The sequence below is a fragment of the Streptomyces sp. 3N207 genome, assembly GCF_052246355.1.
Taxonomy (GTDB): Bacteria; Actinomycetota; Actinomycetes; order Streptomycetales; family Streptomycetaceae; genus Streptomyces.
The window spans coordinates 120,214-138,367 of record NZ_JBQQBV010000010.1 but is presented as its reverse complement, the minus strand read 5'-3'; the positions used below and the strand labels follow the sequence as shown (position 1 = coordinate 138,367).

Below are 18,154 nucleotides of genomic sequence, written 5' to 3'. Positions count from 1 at the left end.
GGAGCGAACCGGTGTGCGGGGCGGGCTGGGTTGCGGTGGAAGGGGCTGGGAGGGCGCGGTGCGGGTCTACCCTGGGCCGACGAGCGTGGCGGGCGATTTGTCTCAGCTCAGGTGTTTGAGGAACGCGTCCCAGGCCGTGCGACTGACACGTATGACGGGATCGGCGGGGCGCTTGCTGTCGCGGAGCCAGACACCGCGGGAGAGGTTGTCAGCGATCTCGACGCAGTTGCCCTGCCCGCCGCTGTAGCTACTCGTACGCCATGCCGCTTCCATGAGGTCTGGCGATATTCTGGTTTCGTTGCTCATGGCTGGTACTCCTTGGCGACGCGACGGATCAGGGCAAGCGATTCCGTCGGCGGCAGAGCTGTTGTGCGTGCGTCATCGAAGAGTTCTCGATAGCGAGCGACTTCGAGCTCCCGTTCCATCCAAATGTTGCCGGTCGGAGTCTCTGACAGCACGAGGTCCAGCGATGCCAACTGCGGAAAGCTGAGAAGTAGGTACGGCCCGAACATACTTGAGTGCGCACCGCGTGAGAACGGCAGTACCTGCACAGTGACGTTGGACTGTTCCGTCATGACGGCCATGTGCTCCAGCTGTGCTCGCATCACGGCCGGGCCGCCAACCTGCTGCCGCAGGACCCCTTCGGACAGTACGGCCCAGAAGTCCATGGGCGTTTCGCCGACCAGTCGTTCTTGCCTGGTGAGCCGCACCTGGACGAACTGTTCGATCTCCTCGGGCGTCTGCCAGGAGCGCGAGGCCACCGTCACTGCGCGCCCGTACTCCTCAGTCTGCAGGAGTCCGGGGACGAGTTGCACTTCGTACGTGCGGATGCTGTCGCAGATGGCCTCCATCTCGATCTGGTCGCGGTACGCGTCGCCGAGCACGGACTCGTACTGACGCCACCAGCCGTCGCGTCGCCGACGATTGGCCCTGCGCGCCAGTGCAGCGAGGCGCTCGCGTGCCTCGCTGTCATCGACATCGTATGCGTGCATGAGGGCGTTCAGATCCGGCGTGCGGACGGGAACGTGACCGTTCTCGATGCGGCTGATCTTCCCCTTGGTGCAGTCGAGGACTTCTGCCGCATCGGCGGTGGAGAGGCCCGCGCTCTCGCGGAATCTGCGGAGTTCGTCGCCGAGTTGGCGCCCCAGCACGGTGGAGGGTTTGACGGTTGGCATACGTCACTACCTATCAGGGCCTGGGGCTTGATGGCTCCCCAAGTAGCACGAACGAGTGAATCGAGAAGCGATAACTCATGCAACGTTGCGCAAGTCTGTGTGGCGAGGGCAATCTGCTCAGGACGGTTCGAACCGCTACCAGTCCACAGGGACTTGATCGACAGCTACCGACCCCCAGGGGGCGTCATGGCAGAGCACTCCACCGCTTACGAAGTGAAGTTCCGGCTGCCTCGTCGGCGGAGCAGCGTGCCCAGAGCGCGTGCGTTACTACATTCCGCCCTCGGTGACTGGGGGATTGGGCAGGCGGCGGAGACTGCTGAGCTGGTCCTCTCGGAGCTGGTGACCAACGCGATGCGAGTGCGTGTGCCGCATGACCGGCTGGTCGGAGTGCGGATCGCATGGCTGACGGAAGACGGCCTGCTGCGCCTGGAAGCCAGCGACGCCGGTGAAGGGAAGCCCGAGGTGCGGGCGCCCGGCGAGGACGAGACAGGCGGGCGCGGACTGATGCTCGTGGAGGCGCTGGCTGATCGTTGGGGTTTCGAACAACGCGCCTGCGGGATTGGAAAAACCGTCTGGGCCGAGCTGCAGGCCCCAAACCGCGTTCCTGAGCGCGACGGAGCTGAGATCGCTGCGTCAGCGGTCCGCCCGGGTCAGTGCGTACGGGTGTGGGGTGCTTGGCGGACGGTCCGAGGCGTGGGTACCAAGCGCTCTGCGTCGGGCGATGGATGCACTGTCGTGCTTGAGCTGGACGACGGCCCGGCGCTGCGGGTCGATCCCACCGCGCCGTTGACCGTACGAGACGCCGGTGTGTCCTCCCCGCGCAGAGACGGCGAGGACACACCGGGATAGGCGATCAGCCCTTGGTCGAGCGCCGGCCGCGAGTGGCCGGGGCGGGCCGCCAGGCCCGCAGATCGTCATCGGTCAGGTCGTGTTCGCCTTGCTGGGTGGCGCGGTAGCCCGCGAAGAAGGCTGCGGGTGAGCTGCCGTAAAGCGGGTCGAAGTCGTCGTGCCACTGGTCGAGCCAGGGCTGAAGTTCGAGCAGGCCAGCGAGCAGCGGCGTCATCTCCTCGGAGGACAGCCCGTCATGGTTCGTGAAGTACGTGGCGAGCGCCTGCGCCTGTTCCCGGTGGTCCCAGCCCGCCCAGCCGAACAGTTTGGGTGTCCCGGAGATCGGGCCGGTCGCATAGGAGATGAATCGCTCCTTGGGCACGTCCAGCTTGCCTCGGGCTCGCCAGTAGGACGGCTTGAGGAAGTCGGCCGAGGTGTACTTCGGCGGCACCGGGATGGTGTCCCGGATCTTCCGCTTGGCAGGCTCGTCCAGAGCGGCGTCCTCCTTCCGCTGGAGATCCCAGACGTGCTCCCAGTCTTCGCGCTTCTTCAGGCCACTGGGCTTGTAGCGGAGCGCGGGGAGGAAGGGCACGTGCTCCTCGGTGAGGAGGTCGGCGACGATGGTTGCTAGCTCCGTCCGGGGTGCGTACAGCTCCGCGACGGACACGAAGTCCTCATCGAGAGATAGCGCCGAGGTGAGCTGGTCGAGGGTGAGGATGGTCGGCTGCCCGTCCGGGAACCACAGCTCGCGGTTCTCCATCCGATCCAGCAGCCAGGACTTGAGTGCGCGCTCCTGGAGGACGTCCCAGCCCTCGGTCGCCCAGCGGCGCTTGTATTCGGGGCGCTCCACCATGCCGATGGCGCGGGATGTCTCGATGACATCGATGCGCTTCTGGACGACGGCCTTGTAGGCGTCGGACCAATGGTCAGGCAGTTCGGTAATGGGCGTGGAGTTGTGCCGTTTAAACCACTCCCCGGATGCCTCACCTTTCTCGGCACGTCGAGCGAGCACAATCTCGAAGGCGCGCTCCCCGAGTGCGAGTTCGGGGGCTTCGGCTTCCAGGGATTGGAGATTTTCGGAGTGGAGATTGTAGAGAGTGTACACCTGCCAATCCAGCTCTTCTTGTACCGCAATCATGCGAGCCCGGGTTGCTTCCCACCGAGCGCGAGCTTCACGAAGGACATGCGTGGTCGGGGTGTCGGTTTTAATTAGAGTAAATGGGTGGGCAGTAGCGAGCTGCTGGGTGAGGGCTTCGAGAGTCGTAGCGAGGGGGGTTGCGGACCCTTCCGGGAGTGGGAGTTGTCCAACATTGGTACTGTTGAATTGGTAATTCCATGACCATGGCTGATCGGCCATGCCGCTTGACGCCGTGGCGTTTCCCTTGCAGAAACAAATCTGTTTGAGCCAAAAGCAAACTGTAGAGCTGTTGAGGAATCCGAGTAGCTGAAGGTGGTCCTCATCGCTGGAGCTCTTCGCTAGTTTGATCACCGGAGCGGTTTGATTGAAGACCGTTGCGCCACGGTCGAGTGCAAAGTGATTATGGGTGGCAACTTCTGCAAAGAGGATCGAGGTGGGGGTGTCGAACTTTTCGGAGTACAGCTCGCGATACTCGAACCACTTGAGCGACGAAATAGTTTCGAGGGGTTTGCCGAAGCGCCTACGCTTTTGGAGGGGGCGACGGTATGGCCAAAGCGTCTTGATGATCCCTTTCGCGTGCTCTTCTTGGAGGGCAGTGAACTGATCATCGTACGGCCAAATTGTTACGCTTGAGGGGGTGATGCAGAAGTCACGGACAGAGGAGCCCGAAACCATCGGTAGTGCCCGTTCAACACCCTTGCGTTGAGTTGTGGACAAATCGGGAAGGAGGAAAGCGTTGTCTTCGCCGGAAATGGCGCCGAAGCCGATGTTCATTGAAAGGGCGCTTTGGAGTTTATGGCTTTTATTCTTCTCCATCTGCTCGACAAGTTCCAGGCCGCCATCGGAGAGGATCCAAGGGTGCTTTCCGAAGTAGTGCTGACGCTCCAAGTCGTCAACGGAGACCCAGGGGCTTGCGGATCCTGGAGTGTTGATCTGATCAGTGATAGCTGTCCAGACCACCCCTTCCTCGGCATTATGAGGTGTAGTTGGCTCACCTTGAATGCTTCGGACTGTCCGAATGGTCGTCGAACGGTCGCTACCGGAGCGTCGCCTTCCGATTAGAATGACCGTAGGCGTGCTGTGGCCTGGAATGTACGACCCTGATGTGTCAATGACTTCCGTCAGTTCGACTTTGTGGGCGAAATACTCTTCGATTAGCCGTGTTCCGAAACCCCTCTTCATGAAGGAGTTGGCAGTGATTTGCCCGACCATTCCAAAGTCGTGGCCCTCGATGCCTCCTTGTTTGGCCAGCTCAAAAAATCGCTCGGCGAACGGAACTGACAGTGCATATTCTCTTGTGCATGTCTTGTATAGATTTCGATAGACTGCATTGAGTTCTTTGTCTTTTACTGTCACATAGGGGGGGTTCCCCACCACCACGTCATACCGCCCCACCTCAAGAATCCCCGGGTACTCGTGCACGTCCTCAGTCGCGTACGAGAACTCCGCCAACGGGTCCCCTGACTCCTCACCCAGCAGCGTCAACTCAAGCTGCCGCGCCTTAATCAGCGAGTCACCCACCGCCAGGTGAATCGGCCAGTCGTACTTACCCGCCTGCGCCAGCGTCCGCACACCCGCCGCCGTCATCCCCGCAACCAGCAACCGGAACCGCGCAATAGCCACCGCGAACGGGTTGATGTCCACCCCGTGCACCGCGTTCAGCGCATCCCGCACCCGCTCATGCACATCACGCCCCGGCTCCCGATCCGCGAACAGCCGGACCATCCGCCGGAACGCACCCAGCACAAAGTGGCCCGACCCACACGTCGGGTCGATCATCTTCAGCTCGCCGAACTTGCCGCCCAGCTCCCGCACCACTGGGTCCATCGTCCGGTCGAGGATGAATTCCTCCACGAACTCCGGCGTCTGGAGCAGCGCATAAGTCTTCCGCGCCGACTCCGACAGCCACTGGTACAGGTCGCCCAAGAACCGGGTGTCCCACCCCTTCGTAGGGTCGTCCTCATCCAACGGGTCGGTGAAGTCATGGACCAGCCGGTCAGCGTCCTCCCCCTCACCCCGCTCGCGCCAGAACTCCACCAACGCCCGAGCCGCGTCATGCGACAGCGGAATCTGGTACAGCGGATTGCGCCGCTTGTCGAACAGCAGCTTCCCGGCCTGGCCCGCGCCCAGTTCGTCGAAGGCCCGCTCCAGCCACCCGCGATACGTCGGGTCCGGGTCTTCCTCCACGTACTGCGCGTACCGCGCCTCCGCCAGGTCCCGGCGCTCCGTATCCGGCCCCGTCAGATACGGCTCCGCAATCAGCCGGTTGTCCTCGCAGAACCGTACGAACACCGTGCCCAGCACCCATGCCACCGCGACCTGCGTGACCCGCTCGTCCAGCCAGGCGTTCCACGTCGCCGCCGTACGCCCCAGCTTCCGGGCCTCGTCGTACTCGGCCCGCAGCCTGCCCGCGACCGAGTCCGCCGCCCGCACCCGCTCTACGCGGTCCGCCGACAACTCACCCTCAGCCGAACCCAAACGCGCATCCAGCCAAGCACTCCACCTCGGAGTCGCCGGATCCGCCTTGCTCGCCTTCTCGAACTCCTGCCGCAGCGGTTTGAGGACCGACTCCCCGTCCTTGACCTGCTTGGCGAGATCCAGCTCGATCGCCTTGACCTGCTTGATCAGGTCGGTCCGCAGCGCTGGAGCGTCAATCACGTCGTCACATCTCCCGTGTTCCCCGTTGTCCCCAATTGCCCTTTGCCCCGGCGGCTCCCACCCCGCCGCTAGCCGTCCCCCGACAAGCCCGCGCGCGCTGCCAGCGCCTCCGCCCGGTGGGCGTTGGCCACCCACGACTCGGGCAACTCGATCCATTCTCCCAGCCCCGACTGGTACGGCACAGCGACCGCGCCCAGTCTCGGCGGTCGCGCCGGGTCGCTCTGCGGGCACAGCAGCCACAGCCCGCGCCCCCCGTCACGCGCCGCGTCGGCCAGCCGTTCCAGGACCGCCATCGCGTCGTACCGTGCGAACGCACCCGCGTCCGTCAGCAGCACAGGAGAGCCCGACGCCCCCCGCGCCCCCGACACCAGCTCCCGCAGCCGGGGCTCCACCGCACCCCAACTGGTCCGCGCGTACTCACCGAACCGCATCGCTGCCCTCGAACCCGGCTCCGCCGCGTCCGCGCGCAGGATCGTCTCCCATGTCGGCTTCGGCCGCGGGTCGACCTGCTCGTGCAGGGCTTGCAGGAACAGGTCGGTCACCGACACCGCTTCCGCACCGAAGCGGTCCGTCGTCAGCTCGCGCACTGCGTGGTTCGCCAGCCCCGTCCGTACCGTCAGCACCCGGAAGCCGTCTCGGTCGGCGGAGGACAGCAGCCGTTCCTCGGCCACCGCCGCGCCCGCGAGCTGCGGATCGTCGGAGTAGCGGTGGGCGGTGAGGAGGCCGGTGGCCTGCCGGGCGGCGCCCGACGACAGGTACGAGGAGCCGCCATCCCGCTGGCGCGGGACATAGCGCAACGTCCCGTGGCCCTCACGGGTCTTCAGCTCCAGGTCGAACCCGGCCTTCCGCAACGCCCGCGTCAGCGGCCCGTCCGTTGGCAGCGAGTGACCGCGCCGCTCATTCAGCAGCTCGGGGAAGCGAGCCCGTACCCGCTCGTGGATGTCCTTGGCCGTCAGCCCCGGCTGCCGCTCGTCGGGCATGCCGGGGATGAGCGGGACCAGGCCGGCCTGGGTGAGGCGCAGCGCGCGCACGAGCGGCAGATTGCGGGGGTAGATCTCCAGTCGGGGCGTCGCGGCGGCCCGGCGCGAGGCGGCTGCGGCGATCTCGACGAGGCGCCGCTCGTCCCACTCCACGGCCGTGCTCGGAGGTGTGATGGCGCCCAGCTCGGCCAGCACCGTGGCCGCGGTCGGCAGGGTGTCGAGCTTCGCCAGTCGGTCGGCGACCTTGCCCAGCCGCTGGGCGTAGTGGAGCAGACCCGGCCCGGACGGAGTCTCGGGAGCGTCGTCAGGGCCGACCTCGAGGGCCAGGAGCCCCGCGCCCATGCCTTCGTCGGCTGCGTTACGGTTCGGCGCGTGCTGGAACTCGGCCTCGTCCGGTACGAGTTGCTCGACCTCGACCACCGCGCGTACGGCGGCCAGCGCGAGCGCCCGGCGCTGCTCTCGCTCCGGGAGCTGGGTGCCGCGGCGTACCGCCAGGGCATCGGCGATCTCGGCCGCGGACGCCACCCGGCCCAGGTCCCGCAGCAGGCCGAGGATCTCGGCGCGCAGCACCCGCACCGCCGGGCGCTTCTTCCATCGGGTGCGCTGAGTCCTCAACATCTGCGGGATGCGGCCCGCCGACAGCCCCAGCGCACTCGCCACGTCCTTCTGCTTGGGCCAGACGCCGATGTCGGGCAGCGTGCCCGACTCATCGGGGAGCCGGAGCAGCAGCCGAACCATTTCGCACTCGTTGCGGTTTGCCCCGTCCTTTTTCAGCTCCGGTACGAAGATGGTCGCGAGCGTGTCCAGGGTGACCCTGCGCAGGGCACGTTCGGGCACGCCCTCCGTGCCGCCGTTTTCTGCCATCGCGGTCGCGATCGCGGTCTCCGCGGCCGACAGCTCCTCCTTCGCCGCCTTGCGCCCCTCGGGGGTGAGCGGGGCGGCGGGCTGCTCGGCGAGCCGCTGCCGCCACTCCTTGATGCGGCGGAGGACTTCCTTACGGGTCTTGGCGCCCAGGCCGGGCGCGTTGACGAGCTGATGGCGGCTGTAGTCGAGCAGACCACCCACGTCGTTGACCTGCAGTCCGTAGACGAAGGACTGGGCGGCCGGGCTGAGGCCCGAGGCCGAGATAGAAGTCTTGCGATGGGCTTCGGCCGCCAGCCGGTCGCGCTGCTGCTCGGCGCTTTCCTCCTCGGCTGCCGGGATCGGAGCTTTCTGGGCCTCTGCCGGCGCCTCCCTGGTATCGACCGCGCCGCCCGGCGCGGCGGCGGGCTGCCAGGAGCGGCGCGACGACGGCTTCGCCTCGTCCATCGCCAGGAAAATCTTCTTCCAGGCGTCCCGCATCGGCTTGAGGTCGGGGAAGCGCTGTGCCGCGTCCCGGTGCAGCGCCTTCCGGAAGAACGCGGCCAGTCCGTCCTTCACCGCCGGGTCGAAGGCATCGGCTGCGATCTTGGGGTGTGGCTCCTTCTCGGGATCGGTCTGGCGCGGCGACACCCTGCCGTCGCCCCAGACGGGAAGCTCGCGCGAGGCCATCTCGTGCAGGGTGACGGCCAGGGCGTACCGCTCGGCGTGTCCGTCGTACACCGAGCGCTCGGTGAGGGTGCCGATGAACGGGTCCAGATAGCCGTCCGTCCCGGCACCGGTCTCCTGCACCGGATAACCGGCCAACGAGAAATCGATGAGCACCAGCTCACGGGTCCGGTTCGGGCGGATGCGGATCGCGATGTTGTCCGGCTTGATGTCGCGGTGCCACACGCCCTCGCCCTCGAGGAAGTCCACCGCGCCGAACAGATAGTCGCCGTACGCCTCGAGCTGGTCCACGGACAGGCGGCCGAACTCCCGGAGCTGGCGGGCGACGGTCTCCTCGCGCCGCCTGCTCCTCCGTTCCCCGGGCGCAGCCGGTTCGCCATCGGCCTCGCGCTCGTTCCCGACGTACTCCATGACGAGAACGGTGCGACCGCCGATACGCTGCGGCTCCGGCTCGACGAGGCGGATGATCCGCGAATCGGGGCGCAGCCGTCCCATGATCTCGGCCTCGCGGGCGAGCATTGTGCCCTTGCTGTCCGAGTTGGCGACCTTCAACACCGCGAGGGTCTTCGAGAAGCGAACGTCCGGGCCTGCCGCCAGGTCCCGTACGAGGAACGCGCGGCTGGTCGACCCCGTACCGAGGCGGCGCCTGACCTCCCAGCGGCCTGCCAGCACATCGCCCGCGACTGCTTCCAGCGGGTCCTTCTCGGGCTCGACAGGTCGTACGGGCTCCGCGGGGGCGGGTTCGGTCAGGACCGTCTCGACGACCTCCAGCATCTCCAGGAAGTCGTCCACCGAATCCAGGCGGTCGTCGACGTGGTAGGCGGTGGCCGCCTGCACCAGCTCATCGATGTACTCCGACAGGCCGTCCACCACGGCGCTCGGCCGCAGCCCCTCGCCCGCCTCGTAACGGGCCAGCAGCTCGGCCTGGCTGGCGGCAGGGGCCTTGCCGGTGGCCAGCAGGTAGGTGAGGACACCGAGGCCGTAGATGTCCAGTGCCACGGGGTCGGCCTTCAGCGCGGTCAGCTCGGGGGCGAGGTACGGGTCCGCGCCCTCCGCGAGATGCGCGCCCGCACGCGAAAGCGTGGTCGGTGCGAACCGCTCACCACCGCTCGGCGCGCCGGACCCCGGGCCACGCTGGACGGCGACCTGCCAGTCCGAGATCTGCAGATACGGGCTGAGCCAGGCCGCCTCCTCACCGTTCCCGTTCCCGTCTGCGCCCGCCGCCCGGCCCCGGGCGCGTGGCATCACATGGATGGCGTGGGCCGCGAGCGTGCGGTGGTAGATCCGGCGGCCATGAGCCGAACGCACGGTCTCGGCGAGCTGCCGTACCAGCGCCATGCGGCTCAGAATGTCCAGCTTCTCGCCGTACTGCGCCAGATATTCGTCAAGGCGCAGCGTTCGCGGATCGAAGTCGAAGATCAGCGCGGGCCCTGCCGAGTGCCCGGACGGGTCGTATTGCTTCAGCTGGACGACTCCGGGGTGCTTGAAGCGCCGCAGCACTGCGGCCTCGCGCCGCGCGGCGCGCTCCACCGAGGCCCGCAACTCGGCGTCGGAGCCGCGCTCTCGCAGGTAGACGCGGATCCGGGCGGTCTCCGGCAGCTCGCTGTGCCGCGCGAGGTAGTCCGCCCAGGTCGGACCCGAGTCGAACGACTTCCGGTTCAGCAGGTAGGGGCCGACCTTGTACTCGGCGTCGCTGCGGGCGATGCCCACCCGCTCCAGGGCCGACTTGATCCGCCGTGACCTTGTCCGGTCGATGCGGCGGCGCTCGTCGTGCGGGGGAGCCTCCAGCATCTTGACGAGCTGGTGGATGGTGTGGAGGCCGTGCTGGTCGTGGGCGGGCAGCCGGTTCTTCAGCGAGGAGTCGGTGAAGCAGACCGCCTCCGATACCCACACCCGCTCGCCCTCCTGCGCCAGTAGCCCCGCGAGTTCCTTGGCCTTCTTGTTCGCCAGGTGCAGCGGGTTGCCGTGCGTGATCTGCCGTCCGCTGGGCTGGGTCTGCAGCCAGGTGCCGTTACGGGACTCGACCGAGCCGTGCCAGTCCTTCAACTCGATCAGATACACCCCGCCCGGGGCGACGACGAGCAGATCCACTTCTCTGACGTGGCCGGCGTGCGCGGTGAAGGTGAAGTTCGACCAGGCCCGCCACGGGTCGTTGTCGGGGAGCTTCTCCCGGATGGCCTCCAGCCCCCGGCGCTCGTGCTGGAACTCGGATTCGGTGACCGTGACCCACCGGCCCTCCCGCATGCGCCATCCCCGCTTCGTATCTGTGCCGATCTGTACTGATTTCGGCTGCTCGGCAGCAATATCCCCAGCCCAGATCGTAATGGTTGCGAGGCTGGTCCGGGGCTTCACGGCTTTCGCGGAGCTGGGGCTGCCCCATGCCGTGGTGCGTGGTGGAATCCGGTCTTGAGTCCGGCACCGCTGAGGCGGAATCACTGCGGTTGGGCGGATATGTCGCTCGCGTACTTTCACAGGGCGACTCAAGAATGTTTGTATCGCGTGGTGGGGAGCGGCTGCGCTGACAGGGGGAGTTATGGGGGACGTGGCATGACGGGGGCCAAGCAGCCGTATCCGGTGGGGGAGCTTCTCACGGCGGTCCGTTCGGAAATTCAGGCCGAGCGGCGCGGCGATGGCCAGGGCGGGCAAAAGGTGTCGCTCTCCGGCGGTCGACTTGTCTCTTCTTCCGCTGGGAGATTCGAATACGTCTTCGTATGCAAGAAGTGGGATCAGTCCCTGGATGGTGCCTCCGTGCTCGTTCGCGCTTCGCGCTCCCGGGGACTCTGGACAACGGCAGAAGCATCCCGTATGCCGGACGGGAAAGTGCGGCTGATCGCCACCGAGGACTTGGGACAGTCCATACCCAACGTCCAGATCCGGCAGGACGACACGGCCGGTCTGGCCCTGGTGGCCGAGCGGCTGGAATCGGTTGGACAGGCGGACAGTCCCGTCCGCGCCGAGAGCGCCGGCTGGATTGTGGGACTCGGGGAGCCCGCCGTCACCAGGGAAGCCGACCCCGGTCGCTGGGTGTCCAACTGGCAGGGGCTGAGGCTGAATCCCCGCCAGAGGCTCGCCATCGAACATGGCCTCGCGAGCCAGGTCCTCTTCCTCTGGGGCCCTCCCGGCACGGGGAAGACGGATGTCGTCGGGCACATCATCGAAGGATGTTTCCGGCAAGGGCACAACATCTTGTTCCTCGCGCCGACGAAGGTCGCCGTCGACCAGGCGTTGGAGCGGGTGTGCGATCTCCTCAAGACGGAAGACCGCTTCGCTGAGGGACTCGTTCAACGTGCCGGGGATATCGAAGTGCCGTCCCTGCGTGACCGATACGGCGAATTCGTCGACCCCGGCCGGATCGCCGCTCGGGTCTCCGCTCAGCTCGACGAAAACCTCACCCGCGCGACGGAGGCGTTGAAGAACGCCCGCTCGGCCATCGCCTTGCACGACGATTTCGCATCGCTGGAACAGGCGCTTGCCTCTGCCAGTACGGCTCGCTCCGCGGCGACGACATCGAAGGAGGCCGCTGAGAAGGACGGGCTGCGAGCCGAAGCCGATGTGGCGAGGCTCCGCCTCAAGATCAGTGAATTGGGTACCCCGGGCGGGTTGTTCGCGAAACGAAAGGAAGCCCAGCTCGCCACCTTGAGCGGTGAGCTCGCGCAGGCCGAGGCGGCTGCTCATGGTGCGCGGAAGCAGGCCGCAGATGTGGAACGGGATGCGAGGGAGGCCGCGGCGAACATCAGCGAGCTGACCGGGCGCCTCGCCGCCGCCCGAGCCAGACTCGTCGGCGTCGCGACACGCCAGGTACTGGCACAGCAAGCCGAAGCCCTGCAGAAACAGATCGACGACCTCGATCAACAGCGCAGGAAGATCCACGACACCGTGCGTTCCCGGTGTCGGGTGATGGGTGCCACTGTCGCCAAGGCTGTCCAGTCGCGGCAGTTGCTGGACCGGGTGGATGTCGTCGTCATGGACGAGGCGGGGATGGTCGATCTGCCGTCAGCCTGGCTTGCCGCAGGACTCGCCGGGAAGCGCGTCGTCGTCGCTGGAGACTTCCGGCAGCTCCCCGCTGTGACCAAGGGCGAAGGTGACAAGAAGGCGACGGAGCGGGAGCGTGCACACTCCCGGCAGTGGGCGTCCCGCGACGCCTTCCACGCGGCCGGCCTCGTCAGTGAGTCCGGATCGGTACGCCAGGACCCCCGACTCGTCGCGCTGGACACGCAGTACCGGATGCGCGAGCCGATCTGCGACGTCGTGAACGTCGTCGCCTACCCCGACGCGCCGCTCTCCACTGGCCGCGACCGCCACAGCCGGATCCCCTTCAACCCACTGGTCGACGCGCCGGTCATCCTCATCGACACCTCCAAGCAGCGCATCCCAGGGCCCGACCACAAGGCCAACACGGTGAACGAGGCAGTCGTCCACGAACTGGTCCGCGGGCTCCAGTACGAAGGCGTCCTCCCGGGCCGGAAGTGGGAGGGCGTCGAGACGGGCGAGCGTGCGACCGACCGATTGGGGGTCATCGCTCCCTACAAGGCGCAGGTACAGGCCCTGAAGGGCAGTCTCAAGTACCGATTCGGCGAAGAGTACGAGGGCCTTGTCGACACCATTCACCGGTTCCAGGGAAGCCAGCGCCCGATTGTCGTGTTCGACACCGCGGTCGGCGCGGGCAAGAACCCCGGCTTCTTCTACCAGGGGACGGGCCTGTCGTCCCATACGTGTCGGCTGCTCAATGTCGCCCTCAGCCGGGCCCAGGACCATCTGATCGTGGTGGCTGACCTCGATCATCTGCGAAAGCATCTCGCCCCGCACAGCGAGGCTCGGGTCATGCTCGACCACCTGGAAGGCCAGGCGCAGCTGATCTCCGCCGATCAGCTTGTGCCCACGAGAGACGCGGCCCAGCTTTCGACACTCTCCGAGGAGGAGCTGGCGAGGCCCGCGTTCTTTCCAGCGGATGAGGTCTACGCGGCGGTGGAGTGGGACATCGCGCGAGCGGTCACGAGCATCGAGCTCTACTGCCCGTTCCTCGACCCGCGACCGGTCCGCAGATGGTCTGTCCTGCTGGGTGGGCGCGTTGCCGACGGTGTCAAGGTCGTCGTCCACACCCGAGCCGCTGAGGAACAGCGTGACGAAGCCGCTGCCCAGCGCCACCAGCAGCGTATCGACGAACTTCTGTCGGTCGGCTGCGAGGTGGACTTCCGGGAGCGCATGCACGAGAAGGTCCTCATCCTCGACGGCGAGGTGTTGTGGCACGGCTCGCTCAACCTCCTGGCGAACAATGGGCCGACGGACCTGATGATGCGGTTCACGGACCCTGCGTCGTGTGAACGGGTCAGCCGAGTCATCGAACGCGCCCGCAAGGAGCGTGCCGCGTGGAATCCGCGCACAGCGGTGGGCAGCGACAGTGACAGTGGCAGCGGGCATGTGCGTGGAGCGGCCAAGTCGCCAACGCCGTCACCCAACAGCGTTTCGCCCGGCGATGTCGTGGATGGTCGGCTCTATCTCCAGGTTCCTTATGGCGAGAAGGATGAGGCGAAGCAACAGCTCCGCGCGCGATGGGACAACAAGAAGCGTCTGTGGCACGTCGACGCGGCGCGCATCAGCCGTGAGCAGGCCCGCCGGTGGCTCCCTTGAGTCAGCCGCGGTCGGCCTGCCGCTGCCATTCCTTGAGCGCTTTGGCGGAAGCGGTACCGCGAACGGCACTTGGGCTGACGTAGAGCACCCGAGGGTTGTTGTTGTGAGGCCCGAATCCCACCGAGCCGCCCAGCAGGACGTACGTACCGGCAGGGCATGGTGCGCGTCCGTGAAACCACGTGTCTTGCCGCACGCCGGTCCTCTGCCAGATGATCCAGGCCTTGTCACCCGCCCTCGCCCGTTGGTAGATGGACTCGACCCAGGCGATGTGGACATTCTGACCGGCTTGCCGGACGGCCGCGTCGCGGAGCGCTTCCCACTGCGCCGCGGCGGCCCTTCGCCGTCTGCCGCGTCCAAACAGATCCATCATCCTGTCGACGATACGCCGTGCGTTCCAGGGCAAGCAGCGAGTGCCCGCCCTCATTGGTGCGCCTTCACGCGGATTGCTGGGGCCCTGCCTTCGGGCTGGACCCCAGCGGCTCATGAGCTGTTGATCAGATCGAGGGTGGATTCGATGGAATTGAGCTGGTCGACAGGTGGATGCGGTTCCTTGCCATCACGCGTGCATGCCATAGCCGTCGGTAGCCCGGCGGTGGCCGCGTCTACTCGCCGTTGGTCTCCGGTTTGGCGAAGCGGAATTCCTTGTCCACCGGCCCAGTGGCCGAGGACCGTACCGCTCGACGCCGCGGTGATGCAGCCGACCGCCAGCCACTGGGCCGCGCTCAGATGCTCGCCCAGCAGGACGAGTCCGGCGCAGCCCGCGGCGACCGGCTCCAGGGACTGGAGGACGCCCACCACGCGGGCGGGGAGGCGGCGCAGTGCGGCGAGTTCGAGGGAGTAGGGGGCTGCGGCCGACAGCAGGGCGACGCCGAGTCCGGCGAGCAGGACATGGGGCTCGTCGACCCGCGCTCCGGCCTGGGCCAGCCCGAACGGCAGGGTCAGCACGGCGGCCCAGCACACGGCGAGGGCCAGCGGGCCGCCGCCTGCCATCCGCGCGCCGGCCCGTCTGCTGAGGAGGAGGTAGGCCCCCATGGAGAGCGCGGAGGCCACCGCCCAGGCCAGCCCGGCGGGGGAGAGCGGTTGCCCTCCCGTGCCCGGCAGCGCGAACAGCGCGATACCGGCTGCCGCCAGCAGGCCGCTGGCCGCGTCGGTCCAGCGGCGCGACATCAGCAGGGAGACGGCGAGCGGGCCCGCGAGCTGGATCGTCATGGCGACGCCGAACGGCAGATGCGCCATGGCGAGGCAGGAGAGGTTCATCCCGGCGATGGCCGTGCCGAAGGCCACGACGAGCAGCAGAGTGCGGCGGTCGGTGGGCGGCCGGGGGCGTCACAGCGCCAGCAGGATCAGGGCTGCCGGGCCGAGGCGCAGCGCCACCACGGCGAGCGGGCCGCCCGCCGCGTCGAACAGGCCCTTGCCCAGGGCCTGTCCCGTCTGGACGCTGACGACGCTGCCGAGGACGAGCAGCGGCGCGGGGACTGCCGGGGTGCGCGGCCGTGGTCCGGCCGAGGAGGGGGCCGGTTCAGTCTCCGAGGCCATCGGAGCCGGCCCGTGTGCCGTTCCTGAGGGTGTGGCGGGCGCCGACGAGCAGCCGGTCGGTGTCCCCGGGCCGCTGGAGCCAGACACGAAGGGTGCCGCAGGCGCATCGGGAGTAGACGACGGTTCCCTCGGTGACCGGGTGGCGGGAGACGGTCTCGTACGGGTCGTGCAGCGGCCAGCTGCAGGTTGCGCACCGCCCGTCGCCAGGGTTGCGGAGGTTGTCCATGCGGACAGCGTTACCCCCGGTCAGCATGCAGGTCCATCGCATCTTTGTGCACGCGATCGTTTTGAATTGGTGCATGATCGACCTACGGCTCCTGCACACCCTGCGGGTCCTCCACTCCGAGGGCACCGTGACCGCCGCGGCGCGGGCCCTCCATCTGTCCCCCTCGGCCGTCTCCCAGCAGCTGCGGCAGCTCGCTCAGCAGGCCGATGCCGAACTGCTGCGCCAGGACGGGCGGACTCTGCGGCTGACCTCCGCCGGGAGGGTGCTGCTGCGGCACGCGGACGTACTGCACGTGGGAACAGGCCCGCGCCGACCTGGCCGAACACGGCGGGGAGGGGCTGCGGACGCTGCGCGTGGAGGGGTTCACCACCACCATTGCCTCGCTCCTGGCCCCCACGGCCTGCGAACTGCTGCGCGCACGGCCGCCCCTCCGCGTCCATATCCACGAGTCCGACACCCAGCGCAGCTACCAGCGGCTGCTGGCGGATCAGGCGGACATCGCCGTACTGACTCCGCACCCCGACAGCCCCACCGTCGACGACCCCCGCTTCGCACAGCGTCCGCTCATGGACGACTTTCTGGACCTCGTCGTCCCGCTCGGGCATCCGCTGGCCGGGCGGGGACCGGTCGATCTGGCCGCCGCCGCGGGGGAGGACTGGATCACTCCGCACCACTACCAGGACCGCCTCATCCAGGCGCTGTGCGCCGCCTCGGGCTTCGCACCGCGCCGGGTGCACCACTCCGACGAGTGGCCTGCCGTGCTGGCGATGATCGGGTACGGACTGGGGGTGTGTCTGGTGCCGCGGCTGATGTCGACCGCCGGATATCCGCAGGTCGTCCGGGTGCCCGTGCAGGGAAGTCCGCCGCCGTTCCGGCGGGTGCTGACCGTGGTGCGGCGGGGTGGCGAGCGCCGGGCCGCCGTCGCCGCGGGGCCGGCTGCGCTCCGTGAGCGGGCCGTGGTTCTCACATCGCAGCCTGCGATGAAGTGAGCAGTCCCTTTCCTGCGTGTTACGGGAGGACACGCAGGTCGAAACAGCGGGCTTCTAGCGTCGGTCTTCCTTCCAGCGGACAGGAGACGACGTGAGGGCACGGTGGATCACTCGATGGGAGCCCGAGGACCAGGGGTTCTGGGAACGCGAGGGGCGGCGCACGGCGCGACGGAACCTGTGGTTGTCCGTGTTCGCCGAGCACATCGGGTTCGCGGTATGGAGCCTGTGGTCGGTGCTGGTGCTGTTCATGACCCCCGAGGCGGGCTTCTCGCTGACCCCGGACGACAAGTTTCTGCTGGTCTCGGTGGTCTCCCTGATCGGCGCTCTGCTGCGGCTGCCGTACGGGTTCGCCGTCACCCGGTTCGGCGGGCGTACGTGGACGGTGTGCTCCGCGCTGGTGCTGCTGATACCGGTTCTGCTGGCGACCGTGCTGGTGCAGCGCCCGGAGACGCCCCTGTGGGTGCTGTTGCTGTGCGCCGCCGTCGCCGGTCTGGGAGGGGGCAACTTCGCCTCCTCCATGGTCAACATCAACCAGTTCTTCCCCGAGCGTGAGAAGGGCTGGGCGCTCGGGCTGAACGCCGGTGGCGGCAACCTCGGGGTCGCCATGGTGCAGATACTCGGGCTGGGGGTGCTGGCCACCGCCGGGGTCGCGCACCCGGAGATCCTGCCGCTGCTGTTCGTACCGGCGCTGCTGCTGGCCGCGCTGCTGGCGCGCCGGGGCATGGACAACCTGGCCACCAACCGGACCGACTACGGCGCCTACCGGAGTGCTGCGCGGGACCGCCACTGCTGGACCATCTCGCTGCTGTACATCGGGACGTTCGGCTCCTTCATCGGGTTCGGCTTCGCCTTCGGGCTGGTGCTGCAGAACGAGTTCGGCAAGACCCCCGCGCAGGCCGCGGCGCTCACCTTCCTCGGGCCGCTGCTGGGCTCGCTCTCCCGGCCGCTGGGCGGTCGGCTGGCCGACCGGTTCGGCGGGGCGCGGGTCACCGCGTGGACGTTCCTCGCGCTGGCGGTCGGCGCCGGTGGTGTGCTGATCGCCTCGGCCGCCGGTTCGTTCGCCGCATACGTCGCCGTCTTCACGGTGGTGTTCGTACTGACCGGGCTGGGCAACGGGTCGACCTACAAGATGATCCCCGCCATCTACGCGGCGCGCGCCGAGAGCGCGGTGGAGGCGGGCGCCGACCCGGCCGAGGCCCGCGCCCGGGGGCGCCGGATCTCCGGTGCCGTCATCGCCATCTCCGGCGCGGTGGGTGCGCTGGGCGGCGTGGCCATCAACCTCGCCTTCCGCCAGTCGTACCAGTCGACGGGCGGCGCGGACGCGGCCATCGGCGCGTTCCTCGCCTTCTATCTGCTGTGCCTGGTGGTGACCCTGGTCGGATACGTGCGGCGGCCCGCGGCGGAGCGCGCCGACCGGGCGGTCGGTACGCGGCAGCCGGAGCCCGCAGGCGCCGAGCGGGGGGCCTGAC

The 18,154-nt window shown here is 67.8% G+C and carries 12 protein-coding genes and 1 pseudogene; 5 read left to right on the top strand and 8 right to left on the bottom strand.

The window, feature by feature from the left end; translation table 11 throughout:
- Nucleotides 1–102: 102 nt before the first annotated feature.
- Together ACTWP9_RS17620 and ACTWP9_RS17615 are read right to left on the bottom strand one after the other, a co-directional pair.
- Nucleotides 103–306: a DUF397 domain-containing protein gene (locus tag ACTWP9_RS17620; protein WP_443247125.1), complete on the bottom strand. Its 204-nt coding sequence runs from the start codon at nt 304–306 to the stop codon at nt 103–105.
- Nucleotides 303–1,175, bottom strand: a complete 873-nt coding sequence (locus tag ACTWP9_RS17615; protein ID WP_443247124.1) for a helix-turn-helix domain-containing protein — start codon at nt 1,173–1,175, stop codon at nt 303–305. Before ACTWP9_RS17615 ends, ACTWP9_RS17620 begins: the two co-directional genes overlap by 4 nt.
- A 186-nt stretch (nt 1,176–1,361) precedes the next feature.
- On the opposite strand from ACTWP9_RS17615, the gene ACTWP9_RS17610 reads away from it, so the two are divergent.
- Nucleotides 1,362–2,024, top strand: a complete 663-nt coding sequence (locus ACTWP9_RS17610) for an ATP-binding protein (protein ID WP_443247123.1) — start codon at nt 1,362–1,364, stop codon at nt 2,022–2,024.
- A 4-nt stretch (nt 2,025–2,028) separates the two neighbouring features.
- Here ACTWP9_RS17610 and pglX read toward each other — a convergent pair whose 3' ends face one another.
- Complete coding sequence (gene pglX, locus ACTWP9_RS17605; protein ID WP_443247122.1) at nt 2,029–5,799, bottom strand: BREX-2 system adenine-specific DNA-methyltransferase PglX; 3,771 nt, start codon at nt 5,797–5,799, stop codon at nt 2,029–2,031.
- A gap of 68 nt (nt 5,800–5,867) precedes the next feature.
- Nucleotides 5,868–10,550 (bottom strand): BREX system serine/threonine kinase PglW, encoded by a 4,683-nt coding sequence (gene pglW / locus ACTWP9_RS17600; protein ID WP_443247121.1) that lies wholly within the window; start codon nt 10,548–10,550, stop codon nt 5,868–5,870.
- Nucleotides 10,551–10,853: 303 nt separating this feature from the next.
- Here pglW and ACTWP9_RS17595 point away from each other — a divergent pair, with 303 nt between their 5' ends.
- Nucleotides 10,854–13,934, top strand: coding sequence for an AAA domain-containing protein (locus ACTWP9_RS17595; RefSeq protein ID WP_443247120.1), 3,081 nt, complete (start codon nt 10,854–10,856; stop codon nt 13,932–13,934).
- A 1-nt stretch (nt 13,935) separates the two neighbouring features.
- Here the strand turns inward: ACTWP9_RS17595 and ACTWP9_RS17590 are convergent, their stop codons facing one another.
- The 4 genes from ACTWP9_RS17590 to ACTWP9_RS17575 all read right to left on the bottom strand — a co-directional run bounded on the left by ACTWP9_RS17590 (nt 13,936) and on the right by ACTWP9_RS17575 (nt 15,696).
- Entirely contained in the window at nt 13,936–14,304 is a 369-nt protein-coding gene (locus tag ACTWP9_RS17590) for a hypothetical protein (RefSeq protein WP_443247119.1), read from the bottom strand.
- Between the two features lie 110 nt (nt 14,305–14,414).
- Nucleotides 14,415–15,218 (bottom strand): EamA family transporter, encoded by an 804-nt coding sequence (locus ACTWP9_RS17585; RefSeq protein WP_443247118.1) that lies wholly within the window; start codon nt 15,216–15,218, stop codon nt 14,415–14,417.
- Between the two features lie 42 nt (nt 15,219–15,260).
- Entirely contained in the window at nt 15,261–15,470 is a 210-nt protein-coding gene (locus ACTWP9_RS17580) for a hypothetical protein (RefSeq protein WP_443247117.1), read from the bottom strand.
- On the bottom strand, nt 15,454–15,696 hold the full coding sequence (locus ACTWP9_RS17575; RefSeq protein ID WP_443247116.1) for a hypothetical protein: 243 nt from the start codon (nt 15,694–15,696) through the stop codon (nt 15,454–15,456). The genes ACTWP9_RS17580 and ACTWP9_RS17575 overlap by 17 nt, the downstream gene beginning before the upstream one ends.
- Between ACTWP9_RS17575 and ACTWP9_RS17570 the strand changes: the two are divergent.
- From ACTWP9_RS17570 to ACTWP9_RS17560, 3 genes and pseudogenes are all read left to right on the top strand, one after another.
- Nucleotides 15,695–15,898: pseudogene (locus tag ACTWP9_RS17570) on the top strand (helix-turn-helix domain-containing protein); the annotation flags it as partial. The gene ACTWP9_RS17575 and the pseudogene ACTWP9_RS17570 sit on opposite strands and share 2 nt — an antisense overlap.
- A gap of 151 nt (nt 15,899–16,049) precedes the next feature.
- Nucleotides 16,050–16,685 carry a LysR substrate-binding domain-containing protein gene (locus tag ACTWP9_RS17565; RefSeq protein WP_443247115.1) on the top strand — a complete coding sequence of 212 codons (636 nt, stop codon included), beginning with the start codon at nt 16,050–16,052 and terminating at the stop codon, nt 16,683–16,685.
- 91 nt (nt 16,686–16,776) lie between these two features.
- Nucleotides 16,777–18,153: a nitrate/nitrite transporter gene (locus tag ACTWP9_RS17560; RefSeq protein WP_443247114.1), complete on the top strand. Its 1,377-nt coding sequence runs from the start codon at nt 16,777–16,779 to the stop codon at nt 18,151–18,153.
- Nucleotide 18,154: the final 1 nt, after the last annotated feature.